Origin of the sequence: Serinicoccus marinus DSM 15273 (assembly GCF_008386315.1) — a bacterium.
In the GTDB taxonomy this organism is placed as follows: domain Bacteria; phylum Actinomycetota; class Actinomycetes; order Actinomycetales; family Dermatophilaceae; genus Ornithinicoccus; species Ornithinicoccus marinus.
Map to the genome: position 1 here is coordinate 2,806,499 of NZ_CP043808.1, position 16,024 is coordinate 2,822,522.

The 16,024-nt window shown below is 73.0% G+C and carries 16 protein-coding genes, 1 tRNA gene and 3 pseudogenes; 10 read left to right on the top strand and 10 right to left on the bottom strand.

Features of this window, described 5'->3' with window-relative positions; genetic code table 11:
- Positions 1-39 precede the first annotated feature (39 nt).
- Positions 40-456: a hypothetical protein gene (locus FU792_RS13445; RefSeq protein WP_022925936.1), complete on the top strand. Its 417-nt coding sequence runs from the start codon at positions 40-42 to the stop codon at positions 454-456.
- A 27-nt stretch (positions 457-483) separates the two neighbouring features.
- On the top strand, positions 484-1,086 hold the full coding sequence (locus tag FU792_RS13450; RefSeq protein WP_022925935.1) for a hypothetical protein: 603 nt from the start codon (positions 484-486) through the stop codon (positions 1,084-1,086).
- A gap of 1 nt (position 1,087) precedes the next feature.
- Here the strand turns inward: FU792_RS13450 and FU792_RS13455 are convergent, their stop codons facing one another.
- The 5 genes and pseudogenes from FU792_RS13455 to FU792_RS13475 form a co-directional block, all read right to left on the bottom strand.
- On the bottom strand, positions 1,088-1,621 hold the full coding sequence (locus tag FU792_RS13455; RefSeq protein ID WP_022925934.1) for a cysteine hydrolase family protein: 534 nt from the start codon (positions 1,619-1,621) through the stop codon (positions 1,088-1,090).
- A 4-nt stretch (positions 1,622-1,625) separates the two neighbouring features.
- A complete protein-coding gene (locus FU792_RS13460) occupies positions 1,626-1,898 on the bottom strand; it encodes a DUF3349 domain-containing protein (RefSeq protein WP_202980381.1) in 273 nt (90 codons plus the stop codon).
- Between the two features lie 31 nt (positions 1,899-1,929).
- Positions 1,930-2,232: a hypothetical protein gene (locus tag FU792_RS13465; protein ID WP_022925932.1), complete on the bottom strand. Its 303-nt coding sequence runs from the start codon at positions 2,230-2,232 to the stop codon at positions 1,930-1,932.
- Complete coding sequence (locus FU792_RS13470; RefSeq protein ID WP_022925931.1) at positions 2,232-3,458, bottom strand: inorganic phosphate transporter; 1,227 nt, start codon at positions 3,456-3,458, stop codon at positions 2,232-2,234. The genes FU792_RS13465 and FU792_RS13470 overlap by 1 nt, the downstream gene beginning before the upstream one ends.
- A gap of 103 nt (positions 3,459-3,561) precedes the next feature.
- Positions 3,562-5,033, bottom strand: a pseudogene (locus tag FU792_RS13475) (purine-cytosine permease family protein).
- 47 nt (positions 5,034-5,080) lie between these two features.
- On the opposite strand from FU792_RS13475, the gene FU792_RS18960 reads away from it, so the two are divergent.
- From FU792_RS18960 to FU792_RS13500, 6 genes and pseudogenes are all read left to right on the top strand, one after another.
- A complete protein-coding gene (locus FU792_RS18960) occupies positions 5,081-5,317 on the top strand; it encodes a hypothetical protein (protein WP_052327889.1) in 237 nt (78 codons plus the stop codon).
- A gap of 78 nt (positions 5,318-5,395) precedes the next feature.
- A pseudogene (locus tag FU792_RS18965) lies at positions 5,396-5,953 on the top strand (endonuclease/exonuclease/phosphatase family protein); the annotation flags it as partial.
- Positions 5,954-6,014: 61 nt separating this feature from the next.
- Entirely contained in the window at positions 6,015-6,617 is a 603-nt protein-coding gene (locus FU792_RS13485) for a hypothetical protein (protein ID WP_022925929.1), read from the top strand.
- A 113-nt stretch (positions 6,618-6,730) separates the two neighbouring features.
- Positions 6,731-8,248 (top strand): hypothetical protein, encoded by a 1,518-nt coding sequence (locus tag FU792_RS13490; protein WP_161600259.1) that lies wholly within the window; start codon positions 6,731-6,733, stop codon positions 8,246-8,248.
- Positions 8,248-9,069 carry an HNH endonuclease gene (locus tag FU792_RS13495; RefSeq protein ID WP_149814826.1) on the top strand — a complete coding sequence of 274 codons (822 nt, stop codon included), beginning with the start codon at positions 8,248-8,250 and terminating at the stop codon, positions 9,067-9,069. The genes FU792_RS13490 and FU792_RS13495 overlap by 1 nt, the downstream gene beginning before the upstream one ends.
- 117 nt (positions 9,070-9,186) lie before the next feature.
- Positions 9,187-9,259: transfer RNA gene (locus tag FU792_RS13500), tRNA-Lys, on the top strand.
- A gap of 25 nt (positions 9,260-9,284) precedes the next feature.
- Here the strand turns inward: FU792_RS13500 and FU792_RS13505 are convergent.
- Positions 9,285-10,340, bottom strand: coding sequence for an aromatic acid exporter family protein (locus FU792_RS13505; RefSeq protein WP_022925927.1), 1,056 nt, complete (start codon positions 10,338-10,340; stop codon positions 9,285-9,287).
- Entirely contained in the window at positions 10,340-10,858 is a 519-nt protein-coding gene (locus tag FU792_RS13510) for a MarR family winged helix-turn-helix transcriptional regulator (protein ID WP_149814827.1), read from the bottom strand. The genes FU792_RS13505 and FU792_RS13510 overlap by 1 nt, the downstream gene beginning before the upstream one ends.
- 83 nt (positions 10,859-10,941) lie before the next feature.
- On the opposite strand from FU792_RS13510, the gene FU792_RS13515 reads away from it, so the two are divergent.
- Positions 10,942-11,508: a YceI family protein gene (locus tag FU792_RS13515; RefSeq protein WP_022925925.1), complete on the top strand. Its 567-nt coding sequence runs from the start codon at positions 10,942-10,944 to the stop codon at positions 11,506-11,508.
- Between the two features lie 100 nt (positions 11,509-11,608).
- Here FU792_RS13515 and FU792_RS13520 read toward each other — a convergent pair whose 3' ends face one another.
- The gene (locus FU792_RS13520; RefSeq protein ID WP_022925924.1) at positions 11,609-12,451 is read right to left on the bottom strand and encodes an aldo/keto reductase; all 843 of its coding nucleotides are present in this window, start codon (positions 12,449-12,451) and stop codon (positions 11,609-11,611) included.
- Between the two features lie 33 nt (positions 12,452-12,484).
- Here FU792_RS13520 and FU792_RS13525 point away from each other — a divergent pair, with 33 nt between their 5' ends.
- Complete coding sequence (locus tag FU792_RS13525; protein WP_022925923.1) at positions 12,485-12,868, top strand: hypothetical protein; 384 nt, start codon at positions 12,485-12,487, stop codon at positions 12,866-12,868.
- Here the strand turns inward: FU792_RS13525 and pabB are convergent.
- Positions 12,798-14,957 carry an aminodeoxychorismate synthase component I gene (gene pabB / locus FU792_RS13530; protein ID WP_022925922.1) on the bottom strand — a complete coding sequence of 720 codons (2,160 nt, stop codon included), beginning with the start codon at positions 14,955-14,957 and terminating at the stop codon, positions 12,798-12,800. The two genes, FU792_RS13525 and pabB, sit on opposite strands and share 71 nt — an antisense overlap.
- Positions 14,958-14,966: 9 nt before the next feature.
- Positions 14,967-15,975, bottom strand: a pseudogene (locus tag FU792_RS13535) (pirin family protein).
- Between the last annotated feature and the right edge of the window lie 49 nt (positions 15,976-16,024).

Here is a 16,024-nt window from a genome sequence, read left to right on the forward strand (position 1 = left end):
GACGCGCGGCAGGGACCGCCCGTCGGGCACGATGGGCGCATGCTCAGCGTCGACCTCGCCCGCCGCCTGCACGACGCCGGTCTCATCTGGTCGCCGCTGGCCGGCGACCGCTTCGTCGTGGACCGGCCCGGGCTCTCGCACGACGTCTTCTATCTCGCCGACATGACGGTGGAGGTGCACGAGTTCGTCGGCGGTTCGGTGATCGGCTTCAACGGCGTCGCCGAGTGGGCGCTCGACTCGGTCGCGCTGGACGACACGGTCTGGCTGCCGCGGGAGGACCAGCTGCGGGCCGTGCTCGGGCACGACTTCGTGGGGCTCGGCAAGCGTGGGACCGAGCCGGACGACGTGTATGCCGTCGTCGCGCTCGTCGAGGGCGCTCCCCAGACCTTCACCCACCGGGACGCCGAGGAGGCCTACGGCCTGGCGACCCTCGCCGTGCTCGCGCACCGGCACTGAGGGAGGAGGCCGGCGCTAGCCTGGGGCATGGCGCCCGACGAGACAGAGTTCTTCCACAGCGACCGGGGTCACTACGAGGACCTGAGACGGCAGCGGGAGGCGGCCGAGGACGCCGCCACCCAGGAGCGCTCGCGCAACGCCGGTTGCGGGCTGCTGTGGCTCCTGCCGGCCCTCATGGCGCTCGGCTCGATCCTGGCGCTGGACGACCTTCTGGCGGCCTGGCCGGCGTGGAGCGAGGGCGTCGCGGAGCTGCTGCCGCCGAGCTGGGCCGAGGGAGCGCGGGAGCGCTGGTGGGGTGCCCTGCTGCTCGGGATCGGGGTGCTCACGCCGCTGTGGTTGCTGGCCTGGGCGTTGGCCGCGGTGCGCCGGTCGGTGGCGGTGCGCATGCCACGCGGCTGGGTCGCGGGGCCGGTGCGCTGGGTCTGGCTCACCGCGCTGACGGGGGTGCGGGCCGTGATCACCCTCGCGGGGCTCGTCACCGCCTGGCAGGTGGTGCGCCTCGTGCGGGGGATCCCGCTGCAGCAGGTCGACGACGTCCGGACCCCTGCCCTGGTCGTCCTGGCACTGGTGGGGGCCGCCTCCGCCCTGCGCGGGGTCGCCCTGCACCGGCAGCTCCCGTCCCGAGGGTGACTCAGCGGCGGATGGTGACCTGCGGGGCATACAGCTCCATGGCTGCCAGGGCGCGCTCGTGGGCCTCGTCGGTCGACCCGGCGCAGGCGGCCGCGACGACCTCGACCGTGCACCCGGCGTCGGCGGCGGCCAGCGCCGTTGAGAGGACGCAGCAGTCCGTGGCCACGCCGGCCAGGACGAGGTGCGCGTCGGCGCCGACGACCTCGCGCAGGCCCTCCCCCCACTTGCCGAAGGTCGGTTCGGAGACGGTGTAGGGCAGGTTGAGCTCGGCGATGTCGTCGACGAGGTCGAAGAGCGGGTCGAACTGCTCCCGGTCGGCGAACGGGAAGCGCTCGAAGTAGGGCACCCAGGAGCCGTGCTTGACGTGCGGCGGGATCCACCGGGTCTGCACCACGCGTTCGCCGGCGCCGTGCTCGGCCACGAGCTCGCGGATCGGCCCCACCGTCTCCGCGAAGCGCGGGGCGCACCACTCCGAGGAGGGGTCGGCGAAGATGCGTTGCGCGTCGACGACGACGAGCCAGGGTGCGGTGCTCATGGCGCTAGGGTACGTCCGGGTCCGCCAGCGGCCAGCCCCCCGCGGCCAGGTGAGCGGACACCCGGGCGACGTCCTTGTCGGTGGCCTCCTGCAGGGCATACGACCGGATGAGCTCGCGGATATGCTCCCGGGTGACCGCCCCGTCGCTGTCGGCGAGGAGCTCGGCGACGATCGCCTCGATGTCGTCCTCGGTCAGCTTGCGGCGCAGCACCCCCAGGAGGGCGACGTAGTCGCCGTCGGGCACGCCCTCGGGATAGCCGGCCCGCAGCCACTCCACGACCCGGCGGAGTATGCCTGCCCGCTCCACCTCAGGCTCCCTTCTGCAGCGTCGGGAGCACGCCCTCGAAGACGAGCTCGTAGCCGAAGCCCGAGGACACGATGACGGCGAGGCCGAGCAGGACCCCGACCACCACCAGCACGAAGCAGAGCCAGGCGACCGGTCGCAGCCAGGGCCGCGGGTCGGATCGGTCGGCCTCGGCGTCGCCGCCCTCGGCGAGCGCCAGGGCGCGGATGCCCAGCGCGAAGACCAGCGGGAGGCCGGCCCCCAGCAGCAGCCCGGCGAGGAGCAGCTGCCCGCCGCCCGTGAGCCAGAGCCCGAGCAGGTCACCCATCAGCGACCCCCTTCCCTCGGGGCGCGGCCGTGGCTCTCGACCCACTCCTCGTTGACGTTGGTGTGGTCCACCGGCGCCTGCCGGGAGCGGCGCCACATGACCCCGACCGCGACGAGGAGCAGCAGCGTCATGACCACGGCCGCCAGCGCGCCGCCGCCGAGCAGGTGCCCGAGGAACCAGGTCGCGGCACCCGCGATGCCCGCCATCGGCAGCGTGATGAGCCACGCCGTCACCATCCGGACCGCCACGCTCCAGCGCACCTCCGCCCCGGGCTTGCCCACCCCGGAGCCGAGGATCGACCCGGTCGCGACGTGCGTCGTGGAGACGGCGAACCCGAGGTGGCTGGCGGCCAGGATCACCGCGGCGGAGGCCGACTCGGCCGCCATCCCCTGCGGCGAGGAGATCTTCACCAGCCCCTGCCCCAGGGTGCGGATGATGCGCCACCCTCCGAGGTAGGTGCCCACGGCGATGGCGAGCGCGCATGAGGCCTTGACCCAGAAGGGCACGCTGCCGGTGTCGGTCCAGTGCCCGGTCGCCAGCAGCGCGAGCGTGATGATGCCCATGGTCTTCTGCGCGTCGTTGGTGCCGTGCGCCAGGGACACCAGGGAGGCGGACCCGATCTGCCCCCATCGGAAGCCGGCCGCGCGGTACTTCTTCGCGACGCCCTCGGTGACCCGGAACACGAGCCACGTCCCCACGGTCGCCACGACGAGCGCGATGACCGGGGACATGAGCGCCGGCAGGATCACCTTGCCGACGACACCGTCCAGCTCGGACCCGTCGCCGACCCACTTCACCCCGGACCAGCCCAGCGCCGCCACGGTGGCGCCGATCATCCCGCCGAAGAGCGCGTGCGAGGAGGACGACGGCAGGCCGAAGAGCCAGGTCAGGACGTTCCAGACGATCGCCCCCACGAGCCCGGCGAGCAGGATGAGCAGCAGCGCCACTCCCCCGTCGCCGATGAGCTCGGGTCGGGGCGAGCCGTCGGTGTCCTGGATGTTGATGACGGCGTTGGTGACCGTGAGGGCCACCTCGATCGACAGGAACGCACCGACGAGGTTGAGCACCGCCGACAGCAGCACCGCCGTCCGGGGGCGCAGGGCCTGCGTCGCGATGGAGGTTGCCATCGCGTTGGCGGTGTCGTGGAAGCCGTTGGTGAAGTCGAAGGCCAGGGCGACCACGACCACCAGCACCAGGATGAGCAGGTCGGCGGGCACGAGGGACATTGTGCACGTCGCGAGCGGCATTCACCCACCGTTCACCGGGAGCGGGTTGACCCGGTCGCGTCCGGTATGCCGGCCGCCGGGTCGGGCACGCGCGCGCCGCGGCTCAGGCGGACTCCTGCCGGCGCACGATCGCGCGCCCGAGGGTGAGCCAGCCGACGAAGCCGATCCCGAGGGCGACCAGGACCCCCAGGTTGGCCCAGGCCCAGGTGCCCTCCTTGCCGCCCAGCCCGAGCGGGCCGAGGAGGTATCCCTGCCAGTTGTTCCAGGCGGCGGCGTCGGCGAAGAGGTTGATGACCAGGCCCCAGCCGATGACCGAGCCCACGACCATGAGGCCGATCGCGGTCCAGTTCCAGTCGCCGTAGCGGCCGCGCGGGTCGAAGAGCGCCCGCTCGTCGTAGTCCTTGCGGCGCAGCGCCACGTCGGCCATGAGGATGCCCGCCCAGGCCGCGATGGGACACCGAGGGTGATGAGGAAGCTCTGGAACGGCGCCAGGAAGCTCTGCGCGAAGAAGACGACCCAGATCGTGCCCAGGGTGAGGATCGTCCCGTCGATGAGCGCCGCGGCGGGGCGCGGGATGTCGATGCCGAGCGAGAGCAGCGTCAGCCCGGAGGAGTAGATGCCCAGCACGGCACCGCTGACGAGCGCGAGCACGGCCGCGAGCAGGAAGGGGACGAGGAACCAGATCGGCAGGATCGTGGCGAGAGTGCCGATCGGGTCGTTGACGATGCCCTCCTCGAGCTCGGGCTGGGAGCCGATGAGCAGCAGACCGTAGATGACGAGCAGGGTCGGTGCGAGCGCGCCGCCCAGGGTGTTCCAGAAGACGATGGCGCCGCCGCTGGCGTCGCGCCGCTGGTAGCGGGACCAGTCGGCGGCGATGTTGATCCAGCCCAGCCCGAAACCGGTCATGAGCATCACCAGGGCCCCGATGACGGACTCGGTCGAGCCGGCCTCGCGGGAGGTGACGGCGGCCAGGTCGATCCGGTCCAGCGTCATGAGGATGTAGGCGATGGTGGCGGCCCCGGTGAGCCACGTCAGGATCGACTGCAGCCGCATGATCGCGTGGTAGCCGGCGACCGACGCGGCCACGATGAGGGCGGCGATGACGGCGCAGGCGAGCACCTTCGTCGTCGTGCCGCCGCCCCAGCCGATCTGGGTGAAGACGGTCGCCGTGGCCAGCACCGCCATGATCGCGAGGAACGTCTCCCAGCCCATGGAGATCAGCCAGGAGAAGACGCCGGGCACCTTCTGACCCTTGACGCCGAAGGCCGCGCGGGAGAGCACCATGGTCGGTGCGGACCCCCGCTTGCCGGCGATCGCGATGATGCCGCAGGCGAGGAAGGAGGCGACGACACCGAGGACGGTGACGAGCAGCGCCTGGGTGAAGTTGATGCCGAAGCCGAAGACGTAGCTGCCGTAGCTGATCCCGAAGACGGACACGTTGGCGGCGAACCACGGCCAGAAGAGGTCGGCCGGGCGCGCGGTGCGCTCGGCCTCCTCGATGATCTCGATCCCGTTGGTCTCGACGAGGCGGCGCTCGGTCTCGCTGAGCCGCGCCGTCGCGGTGCTCTCGCTCATGGGGTGAACTCTCGCACAGACGTCCCCCTGCCCCCACCGTGTCCGGTATGACGACGCGCACGGCATACCTCTCCGTCCTGACCGTGACCGCTCTCGTGGTTGCCCTGGCCGCCGCTCCGGCGAACGCCCACGACCGTCCCGGGCGTGACCGCGGTGCCGTGGACCGGGACGTCCGGATCGCGACCTTCGACGCCTCGCTGAACCGCTCGGCCGAGGGCGACCTCGCGGCAGACCTGAGCAGCGATGACGACGAGCAGGCGCGCAGCGTGGCGCCGGCCCGGTGAGCTACCCCTGCGTCTACCTCGCGCCGTCCAACACCGGCGTGCCGAGCGGGTACGACCCCAACAACGACGGGAGCGTCGGGGGACCGGACGCCGCCGACCTTCGACGGCGAGGAGGACCGCAACGGGCGGCGCAACCACGACGAGATCCGCTTCTGGTCCGACTACGTGGCTGGCGAGCGCGCCTCGTCCTACATCGACGACGACCAGGGACGCTCCGGCGGCCTGGGCCGGGGTGAGCGCTTCGTCATCGTCGGCGACTACAACGCCGACCCGGTCGACGGGGACTCGCGGGACGGCGCGATCAACCAGCTCCTGGACAGCCGCTCGATCCGGACCAGGGTCAGCCCCGGCAGCGAGGGTGGTGTGGAGCAGGCCCGGTTGCAGGGTGGGGCCAACGAGGAGCACCGCGCCGACCCTGCCCTCGACACCGCCGACTTCAACGACACCCCGGCGCCGGGCAACCTGCGGGTGGACTACGTGCTGCCGAGCCGTCAGCTCCCGGTGCTCGACGCCGGGGTCTTCTGGCCCACCGAGGACGACCCGCTGTTCCGGCTGGTCGGCACGTACCCGTTCCCCACCAGTGACCACCGGCTGGTCTGGGCGGACCTGCGGCTGGTGCATCGGGACCGGGACTGACCGGGAGGGGATCCGACCGGACCGCCCACGGGCGGCCGGCGCCCCGGCATACCCTGGGTGCATGACGGGGACTCCGGAGGAGCAGGGACCGCACGCACGGGACGAGGGACAGCCGGGCGCCGAGCGACCGCCGCTGCCCGGTCCCAGCGAGGCGACGGACCGGCCGATGACGATCATCGGTGGCCCGGCGGCGCAGGACTCGCCGGACTGGCGCCCGGAGCAGGGTGGTGCTGGTGCGGGCAGCGACGTGCCCGCTCAGCGCCGGGCCGATGTGCCCGCGCTGGCGACCCCGGCGCGGATCACGACCTTCTTCAGCTCGACCAAACGGCTGGGCCGCTGGCAGGTGCCTGAGGTGCTGACCCTGTCGGGCGGGTTCTCCGAGTCGGTGCTCGACCTGCGCGAGGCGGTCGTCAGCTCCCCCGTCGTCGAGCTGCGGCTCAACGACGTCTTCTCCAGCTGCAAGGTGATCGTCCCGCGCGGCGTCGGGGTGGACGTCCCGGGCGGCAGCGCGCTGTTTAGCGACCTCAGCGGCGACTACGAGGGGGTGTCCGACCCGGGTATGTGGCGGCTCACCATCGTGCACAGCGGCGCCTTCAGCAGCGTCAAGGTCATCTCGCTGAACCCCGGCGAGCCCGAGCCGAAGTGGTGGCAGAAGCTCTTCTGAGGGGGCGCGCCCGCGGTGCATCTAGGCTCAGACATCCCCACGACTCGCCCTTGACATCGAACGTGTGTTCGATTACCCTGGTGGGATCAGGACGAGGTGCTTCATCTGAGGGGGTGAGGGGCGTGGCGGTCGCGGCCATCGAGTCGGAGGGGTCGGCGGAGGAGGCGGCGCTGGGTGCGCTCGGGGCTGTGGCGGCGGCCCGTTCGGGTCTGGAGGCGCGGCTGGTCGAGGCGGCGCGGTTGGTGGTGGCGGTGACCGGTGCTGCGGTGCTGGCGCAGAAGGGGTTCGTCTCGGTGGAGGAGCTGACCGAGGGTCAGCGGGCGAGGTGGCGGGTGGAGACGAAGCGGGCGGCGTGCGCCGAGGTGCAGGCGCGGCTGGGGATGGGAGTGACGCAGGCGCGGCACCTGGTGGGTCTGGCGTGCGCGCCGGTCGGGGTGCGGGCGGCGGTGCTGGGTGCTTTGGACCGGGGCGAGGTGTCGTGGGACATGGCGAGGGCGTTCTGGCGGCGGTGCGGCTCGTTGGAGGTCGACGGGGCGTTGCTGGTCGCCGAGGGACTGTTCGGCACGGACCCGCACGTCGTCGTGGCCGAGCGGCTGACACCCGAGGGTGAGCTGCGTCAGGGGCCGTGGCACGAGGCGGACTACTCCGCCGCGCTGGCACGGGAGGCGACCCGGGCCGAGGGGAGCGATGTGGTGGCCGAGCGGGAACGGCGTAGCAGGGCCTACCGGGAGCGTCGCGCGAGGATCACGGTCCACGACGACGGGACGGCGACCCTGGAGGCGACCGGGCCCGCGATCTCGTTGATCGCGGCGCACGCCCGGGTCGAGCGCGCTGCCCGGCTGCTGCGCAAGCAGGGCGACCCCCGCACCCTGGACCAGCTCCGCTCCGACGTGCTCACCGCCTTCCTCGTCCACGGACGGCTCCCGGTGCCGGACCACCTCGTCAGTCCGCCCGAGCCGGCGATGGCGACCGACGCCCGAGACTCCGAGACCCAGGCAGCGAGCAGCACCCGCCAACCTGAGTCCGGGAGGGCGACCGGTGCGCATGCCCTGGAGCCCGGGACATCTAGCGGCACCTGCGCCCCCGAGCGCGGCACGATGGGGGGCACCCCTGACCCCAAGTCCGGGAGGGGGAATGGAGTCGATGACCCCGAGCTCCAGAGGGGTTGCGGCACCCGGGCCCCCTTGGCGGAAGACGTCTTGGGTGATGAGCGTGCCGCGTCCGCCTCGACTGTTGCCTCTGCGGCGGCAGACGACGGGGCCGCGCCGGAGGGCTGGGCCGATCTGGTCACGCCTGACCTGGAGGCCATCGCGCGGGTCGCGACCGGCATGCCGACCGTCGAGCTGCAGGTCGTCGTCCCCTGGGACGCGCTGGCCGGCCGAGCCGCCTGCTCCACCTGCGCCGCAGGGACGGGTGGCGTTCACGACGCCGCGGTGCGCGATACCTCAGGCCCAATCCAGCGGGAGGACTCTGCGCACCGGCCCGCCCGGGTGACCCAGGCAGGTATCCGGTGGACCCCCCTCGCCGGGAGGACTCTGCCCATCCGGGCGCGGTGGACAGCCCTGTCGGTCTGGTGCTCGGTCGGCATCCGGCCTACCTCTGGCCGGGGCAGGTCCGCGAGCTCGCGCTGATGCCTGGCACGACGCTGGCCAGGCTGCTGACCGATCCCGCGGACGGTCGGTTGGTCGAGCGGTCTGTGACCACCTACCGCCCGGACGCGGCGATGCGTCGCCAGGTCCTGGCCGCCGACGTCTTCTCCCGGGCACCTGGCACCCGTCAACCGGGGACGGTGTGCGAGCTGGACCACGTCACCCCCTGGGGACCGGAGGGATCCGGTGGGCCGACCGCGGAGACCAACCTCGTCGCGCTGGGCAAGTCCGCCCACCAGCTCAAGACGCTCGGACGTGCTCTCGCCGAGGTCAACGACCTGCGTGACCTGACCTGGACCACGCTGCTCGGCCAGACCGAGACGACCCGGGCACACGACTACCGGCAGTACGGCCACGGACTCCGCAAGGCTGCCGCCGGTGACCGCGCCGAACCAGGCGCAGACGCAGCACCAGACCTGCAGGCCCTCCTGGACCGGGCCGCGCCGGTGGACGCTGCCCGCGGTGACGAGCACCCGGCGCTGCGGCAGGACCTGCACACCCGGCGCGACCTGCTCAACCGCGCCTTCTACGCCGCCCTCGCCCACCGGGGCCCCGGCGCCTTCCTCACCGACGCCGACGACCACCCCGGCACCGGTGAGCACGGCGGGCCGCTGTCGGGGTGGATGTGGGTCACCCGCACAGAGACCGGCCGCCGCCGCGACGGCGCCGACCCCACCACCCCGACCCCCCAAGCAGTCCTCGGCGGAGAAGAGAGCACTGCCGAGCCCGCCCCCCGACGCCGCACCGCTGACCCGGATCCGACCGACTGGCGCACCCCGCCCGGCGACGAGCCTCCCTTCTGAGCAGGGGCTCACCCTCCGCACCGTTCTGGCCGTGCGAGCGGCGCCCGGCCTTCGCCGTGTCAGCAGCGGCTAGCCTGGGACGCCGGAGCCGAGACGGCGTTGCCGTGGTCGGGCTCCGGGCCTCTAGCTCAATTGGCAGAGCTGCGGACTTTTAATCCGTAGGTTCCGGGTTCGAGCCCCGGGGGGCCCACCTCGGGAGCGCGAGATCCAGGCGCTCACTCCCGGACGGCCGGGGAGGTCGCGACGTCGTCGACGGTGTCGATGACCACCCGGCTCATCTCGATCAGGGCGCCGTAGAGCGGCCAGCGCTGGTCCGGGAGATCGGCCGAGGACAGCCGCGACGCCAGGTCGTCGACGTCCTCGTGCAGCGCGATGACGTCACCCTGCGGGTCCGCCACCCGGCGTCCCAGCTCCTCGAGCAGGTCCGACCAGGTGGTGCGGAACACCGCGTCCCAGTCCTCGGCCTGCACCGCCGACTGGTGGATGAGCCGCGCCATACCCCGCACCTGGGCGATGCCCTCCTCGAGCCGCCCGAGGACCCGCGACAGCTCGTCAGCATCCCCGCCACGCCGACGCGGGTTGCCCCACCGGCTCTCGCGCGCCTCGTAGACCAACCGCCAGGCACTCTCCAGCCGGCCGTCCAGGGTCCGCGTCCGCTCCACCCAGTCCCCCGTCCGCTCCTCGTCCGCGCCGGCCCGCACGCCGTCCGCCATGTCGGAGAGCAGCTCGCCGAGCCCGCGGTCGATCTCGGCGATTTGCCGTCGCGCGCTCGCGTCGCGCAGCGGCGCCGCGACCACCACGTTGACCACGAGCGCGACCACCACACCGATCGCGGTCGCCCCGAGCCGATCGAGCAGGCTCCCCGGAACGGTGCTCGACGACGTCGTGATGACGAAGAGCACCGTCGTGGCGACGGTGACCCCCTCGTCCCGCAGCACACCGACCCTGGCCAGCAGCATCGCGACGAGCAACGCCAGCCCGAGGGTGAGGACACCCCTGCCGCCCAGCAGCACCGCCACGAACGCCAGGGTCACGCCGGCGGTGGTCGCCAGCACCGCCTGGGTGCCGCGCGACACGGTGCGGTAGACCGTGGCGTGCACGGTGAGCAGGGCGGTCCACGGCGCCAGGAAGGCCTGCTCGAGGCCGAGCACCCGGTCCGCCAGCACCCACGCCGCCACCGCCGCGACGACGCTCTTGAGCACCTGCACCAGGTCGCTTGTGACATCCGGGCGGCGCAGCCACGCCCCGAGGTCGTGCGCACGTGAAGCCATCACCCCAGTCTGGCATCGCTGGCACGGCGCGCCCTCCGCCCAGAGCGCGGCCCGGGACTCAGGACGTGCGCTCGACCACGCGGCGCAGGAAGGAGCTCAGCACCTCCCGCTCCGCCTCCCCCATGCCGTCGAAGAACAGCCGCCGGACAGTCCTCACGTGATCGGGCCGCCCCCTCCAGCGCCTCACGTCCGGCGTCGGTCAGCACGACGAAGGCCCCGCGGCCGTCCTCGGCGCACTCGACCTTCTCGACGAGACCCCGTCCGCCCATGCGACGCAGGTGGTGCGAGAGCCGGGACCGCTCCCAGTGCATCTGCTCGGCCAGCGCCGAGACGCGCAGCCGCCCCTCCTCCGCCTCGGACAGCCGCACCAGGGTCTCGAAGTCCTGCAGCGACAGCTCGCTGTCGGCGTGCAACGCCCGCCCCATCGCCGCCGGCAGGCCGGTCTGCACCCGCAGCCAGGCGCGCCAGAGCTCCATCTCGGACTCCTCGAGCCAGGGCACGGCGGGTGTGGACGACATCCCGCCAGAATACCAGTTGCGTGACACGTCACGGACATCTAGGATGCTGGTTGAAACGTCAACCACTCCCGAGAGGACCCACCATGACCGAGACCACCGCCACCGCCACCGCCCTGCGCGACCTGGACGGCACCTACGCCATCGACGCCTCGCACAGCCGGGTCGGCTTCTCCACCCGCCACGCGATGGTGACCAAGGTCCGCGGCGCCTTCAACGAGATCGAGGGCACCGCCACCACCGGCACCGACCTGGAGGGCGCCTCGATCCAGTTGACGATGCAGGTCGCCTCGGTCGACACCCGCTCGGCCGACCGCGACGGCCATCTGAAGTCGGCCGACTTCTTCGACGCCGAGACCTACCCGACCATCACCTTCACCTCCACCGAGGTGTCCGCGATCGACGCCGAGACCCTTCGCGTGACCGGCGACCTCACCATCAAGGACGTGACCCGCCCGGTGACCGTGGACTTCGAGTACGCCGGTGCCGCCACCGACCCCTTCGGCAACGAGCGCATTGGCTTCGAGGGCTCCACCGTGGTGAACCGTAAGGACTTCGGCCTCACCTGGAACGCCGCGCTGGAGACCGGCGGCGTGCTGGTGGCGGACAAGGTTACGCTGGAGTTCGAGATCTCGGCGATCAAGTCCGCCTGATCTCGAGCACTCCCCGGGTCCCTGCCCCCAGCCCGGGTGAGCGACGGCCCCGCCGGCCCTGTGACCCGGCGGGGCCGTTGTCGTGATCGAGAGGTATGCCTCAGCTCCGGAACTGCGTGAAGTCGGCGGTCTGCGGGTCAGGGAACATCCGCTCGGGGGTGTCGAGCCCGCTGATCGCCCTCATCTGGGCGTCGTCCAGCTCGAAGCCGAAGACGTCGGCGTTGGAGCGGATGCGCTCCGGGGTGGCGGACTTCGGGATGACGATGCGCCCCTCCTGCAGGTGCCAGCGGATGACCACCTGAGCCGGGCTCACGCCGTGCCCCTGCGCCGCCTCCGTCACCGGGGCGAGCTCGAGGTCGGCACCCTGCCCGATCGGGGCATAGGCCTCGACCGCCAGCCCCGCGTCGCGCGAGGCCTGCTGGGTGTCCGGCTGCTGGAAGGTGGGGTGCACCTCGATCTGGTTCACCGCCGGGGTGACATCGGCGCCGCCCAGCAGGTCGGCGAGGTGGTCCGGCAGGAAGTTGGAGACGCCGATCGCGCGGACCGCGCCCTCGGCATACAGCTCCTGGAAGACCTCCCACGTCTCCCCCGCGAGGCCGTTGCCGGGCACCGGCCAGTGGATGAGGTAGAGGTCGACCGCGTCCACCCCCAGCGCCTCACGCGAGGCCTCGAAGGCGTCTCGGGCGCGGTCGCGGCCCTGGTCGCCGTTGCGCAGCTTCGTCGTGAGGAAGACCTCCTCGCGCGGGAGGCCGCTGGCGCGCAGCGCCGCACCCACGCCGGCCTCGTTGTAGTAGCCCGCGGCGGTGTCGATGTGGCGGTAGCCGGCCTCCAGCGCGGCCTCGACGACCCGCTGGGTCTCCTTCTCGTCGACCTGGAAGGTGCCGAAGCCCAGCTGCGGGATCCGGACGTCGTTGTTGAGGGTGAGAGTCGGCTGGTTCGTCATGCGTCCCAGCCTAGGTCGGGCAGACTGGGGCGTATGTCGTGGGACCCCTTCCCGGACGACCCCGGCGGCGAGCCGCCGCCGTGGGAGCCTCCGGGCGCGCCGACGGAGCCGGCGCGCAGGTCGCACCTCGAGGTGCAGCTGCCCCGGCTGGTCGCACGGCGGGTCCCGGTGCGCGGGATCACCCCCGGCCCGCTCGGCGGGGTCGGCCGGCTCCGACTGGCAGACTCGACCACCTTCCTCGTGAGCCCGACCGAGCCGGGGGACCTCGGCAAGGTGCTGCGGGCGCTGCACAACAAGCACGCCATCGTCCTCGCGCGCTGGGAGCACCACGAGGACCGGCTGCTGCTCACCCTGAGCGGGGTGCCGGGCCGGTTCCCGGTGCAGCTCTGGCTGATCGGCCCGGACCAGCCGGACTGACCGCTGCCCGTGCGACGGCCTCCAGCATCGCCCGGGCCTTGGCCCGCACCTCGGCATACTCCTCCGCGGGGTCGGACAGCGCCGTGACAGCCCCACCCACCCCGAACGCGAGCGTGCCGTCGGGGTCGCGGGTGAGGGTACGGATGATGATCGAGGTGTCCATCGACCCGTCCAGCCCGATCCAGCCGATCGCGCCGGAGTAGACGCCGCGCGCAGCACCCTCGAGCCGGTCCAGGATCTCCATGGTGCGCACCTTGGGCGCCCCGGTCATGGAACCCCCGGGGAAGCACGCGCGCAGCACGTCGGTCGCGCGCATCCCCGGCGCCAGCTCCCCCCGGATCGTGGACACCAGCTGGTGCACGGTCGCGTAGCTCTCGACGGCGAAGAGCTCCGGCACGTGCACGCTGCTGGACCGGCACACGCGGTGCAGGTCGTTGCGGAGCAGGTCGACGATCATGAGGTTCTCCGCCCGGTCCTTCACCGAGGCGACGAGCGCGGCCGCGAGCTCGGCGTCGTCCTGCGGGCTGCTCCCGCGGGGCCGCGTCCCCTTGATCGGGCGGGCCTCGACCATCCCTCGGGTGACGGAGACGAAGCGCTCCGGGGAGCCGCTCAGGACGCTGCCGGACGGCGTCCGCAGCCACGCCCCGTGCGGGACCGGCGACACCCGACGCAGCTCCCGGTAGAGCTGCGCCTCGTCCACCTCCGGCGCCTGCGCCCGGTAGGCGGTCGTCAGGCAGACCTCGTAGGACTCGCCGCGCGCGATCTGGGCCTGGGCCGAGCGCACCAGGTCCAGGTATGCCTCCTCCTCGTCCCGGGCGACCCACGCCACCGTGCCGCCCGGAGACCCCTCGGACCCGGCGGACGCGGGCGACGCGCCGACCGCCGACGCCCCGACCGCCTCGGCTCCCCTCACCGCCTCGCGGACCTGGCGGACCCAGCGCTCCTGCTCGTCGGCGACCTCCCGGTCCTCGATCCAGGCGGCCCAGACCTCGCCCGAGCCGTGGTCCACCACCACGCCCCGGTCGACGAGCACGAACCACGCGTCCGGCCAGCCGGACCGGTGGGCGGCCGACCCCCCGGTCTCGACCTTGAGCTCGTAGCCCCAGTAGCCGACCGGACCCGGGCGCCAGGGGAGGTGGCCCGGGAGGTCGTGACCGGCGTCGTCCAGCTCCCACCGGTCGAGCTCGCCGTCCAGCCGGTCCAGCAGCAACGGCCGCCGCCCCACCCGGTGGGTGAGCTCGCCGGCCAGCGGCCCCCTCGCGTCAGCGACGAGCGACCACCCGCTGCCGTCGGAGGAGTCCAGCCACACGGAGGTCGGGGCGTCCCCCACCAACCTGTCCCGGAGCGCGGGGACGTCCACCGGCCCGTCGTGGTCGACCCGCTCGGTCCGCAGCCGGACCACGCGACCGGTGCCGCGGTGCGGCTGCGGGGTCATGGCGTCGCCGACGGCGACCGCGGCGGCCGGGCCCGGCGCAGCGCGGTCCTCGCCGTCGCTGGCGCCCGTCGCGACGCCGGCCAGCGCGAAGAAGTTGGCCACGATCCGGTCACCGTGCTCGGACAGCACCGACTCGGGGTGGAACTGCACCCCCCAGAAGCTGCCACCCGGGTCGGCCAGCCCCATGACGCAGCCGTCGTCGGTCGCGCGTGCGCTCACCCGCAGCCCGGACCGCAGCGGCTCGCGCACCTCCAGCGAGTGGTAGCGCACGACCCGGACCGGCGAGGGGACCCCGGCGAAGACCCCGGTGCCGTCGTGCTCGACCGGGCTGACGATGCCGTGCCGGGTGAGCGCCATCTCAACCACCTCCTCCCCGGCCACGTGCGCCAGGCCCTGGTGGCCCAGGCACACCCCGAGGACGGGCACCTCACGCTGCGCGAGCGCCAGCGCGGAGAGCCCGAGGTCGGCCGGCACCTGCGGCCGCCCGGGCCCGGGGCCGATGACGATCGCCGCGAACCGCCGCAGGTCCTCCGCTGCCGCCGGGTGGTCGTGCCGCCACAGCACCGGGGGACGGCCCAGCACCCGGTGGAGCAGGTCGGCGAGGTTGTAGGTGAAGCTGTCGAGGTGGTCGACCAGCAGGACCTCGCTCGGCATACCTCTGCCTCAGCCTCGCGGTCGCAGCCGGACCTGTGGCAGCGCGGGGGCGGGCAGCGACTCCCCGTCGGGGTAGTCCACCGCCCCGAACCGTCCGTCGGCCCGGTGCCCGAGCTCGTCCTGCCACTGCTCGCGGGCGGCGACGACCTCCTCGTGCGACCGGCCGATGAAGTTCCACCACATGACGATCTGCTCACCGAAGGGTGGCCCGCCGCAGCAGCGCGCGCACCGGCTCACCGCCCGCCACCAGCTCCAGCTCCTCGCGTCCCGGCGCGAGGTAGGCCAGCTCGCTGCGCCGCACGCCCTGCCCCGCCACGGTGACCTCGCCCTGGTCCACCAGGAGGCCGTGCTCGTGCTCGACGTCGACGCCCAGACGCAGCCGTGCCCCGGGCTCGAGCACCACCTCCGCCCCGAGCAACGGGGTATGCGTGGTCACCGGCGAGCCCACCCGCTGCTCCCCCACCCGCAGGTCGCCCAGGAAGACGCTCACCCCCGCGTCCCCGTGGCGGACCGGCTCCGGCACGAAGTGCTCGAAGGAGGGCTCGACGTCGGTGCGGCCCGCGGGCAGCGCGACCCACAGCTGGGCCCCGTGCAGCACCCCACTGTCGACACTGCCCGAGGCACCGTCCGCCGGGACCACCGAGACCTCCGAGTGGCACACTCCGTTCCCGGCCGTCATGAGGTTGAGCTCCCCGGGTCGCACCAGCGCCCGCACCCCGGTCGAGTCGCGGTGCTCCACCAGCCCGCTGAACAGCCAGGACACGGTCTGCAGCGCGGTGTGCGGGTGCGGCGGCACGACCATGCCCCCGGTCTCGGCGACGTCGTCCGGGCCGTAGTGGTCGACGAAGCACCAGGCCCCGATCATCGTCCGCCGCCGGGAGGGCAGCGTGCGCCGCACGGTCATCGCCCGCGGCCCGCCGAGCGGGACCTCCCGCGGCTCGAGCACGGTCACCGTCCCGTCGGTCGCCGCCTGCTCCCCGCCGGTCACCTCGTCCGGTCGCGTCTCCAGCGAGCTCATCGGCACAGTCTCGCACCGTGACCAACGTCTCGTCGTCGTAGGGCCTCCC

Bases quoted from the DNA above. Each gene is read 5' to 3' on its own strand.
- FU792_RS13515 (WP_022925925.1), top strand. From the start codon at position 10,942: ATGACCGAGACCACCGCCACCGCCACCGCCCTGCGCGACCTGGACGGC.
- FU792_RS13520 (WP_022925924.1), bottom strand. From the start codon at position 12,451: ATGACGAACCAGCCGACTCTCACCCTCAACAACGACGTCCGGATCCCG.
- FU792_RS13445 (WP_022925936.1), top strand. From the start codon at position 40: ATGCTCAGCGTCGACCTCGCCCGCCGCCTGCACGACGCCGGTCTCATC.
- FU792_RS13495 (WP_149814826.1), top strand. From the start codon at position 8,248: ATGCCTGGCACGACGCTGGCCAGGCTGCTGACCGATCCCGCGGACGGT.
- pabB (WP_022925922.1), bottom strand. From the start codon at position 14,957: ATGCCGAGCGAGGTCCTGCTGGTCGACCACCTCGACAGCTTCACCTAC.
- FU792_RS13470 (WP_022925931.1), bottom strand. From the start codon at position 3,458: ATGTCCCTCGTGCCCGCCGACCTGCTCATCCTGGTGCTGGTGGTCGTG.
- FU792_RS13505 (WP_022925927.1), bottom strand. From the start codon at position 10,340: ATGGCTTCACGTGCGCACGACCTCGGGGCGTGGCTGCGCCGCCCGGAT.
- FU792_RS13450 (WP_022925935.1), top strand. From the start codon at position 484: ATGGCGCCCGACGAGACAGAGTTCTTCCACAGCGACCGGGGTCACTAC.
- FU792_RS13510 (WP_149814827.1), bottom strand. From the start codon at position 10,858: ATGTCGTCCACACCCGCCGTGCCCTGGCTCGAGGAGTCCGAGATGGAG.
- FU792_RS13485 (WP_022925929.1), top strand. From the start codon at position 6,015: ATGACGGGGACTCCGGAGGAGCAGGGACCGCACGCACGGGACGAGGGA.
- FU792_RS13455 (WP_022925934.1), bottom strand. From the start codon at position 1,621: ATGAGCACCGCACCCTGGCTCGTCGTCGTCGACGCGCAACGCATCTTC.
- FU792_RS13525 (WP_022925923.1), top strand. From the start codon at position 12,485: ATGTCGTGGGACCCCTTCCCGGACGACCCCGGCGGCGAGCCGCCGCCG.
- FU792_RS18960 (WP_052327889.1), top strand. From the start codon at position 5,081: ATGACGACGCGCACGGCATACCTCTCCGTCCTGACCGTGACCGCTCTC.
- FU792_RS13465 (WP_022925932.1), bottom strand. From the start codon at position 2,232: ATGGGTGACCTGCTCGGGCTCTGGCTCACGGGCGGCGGGCAGCTGCTC.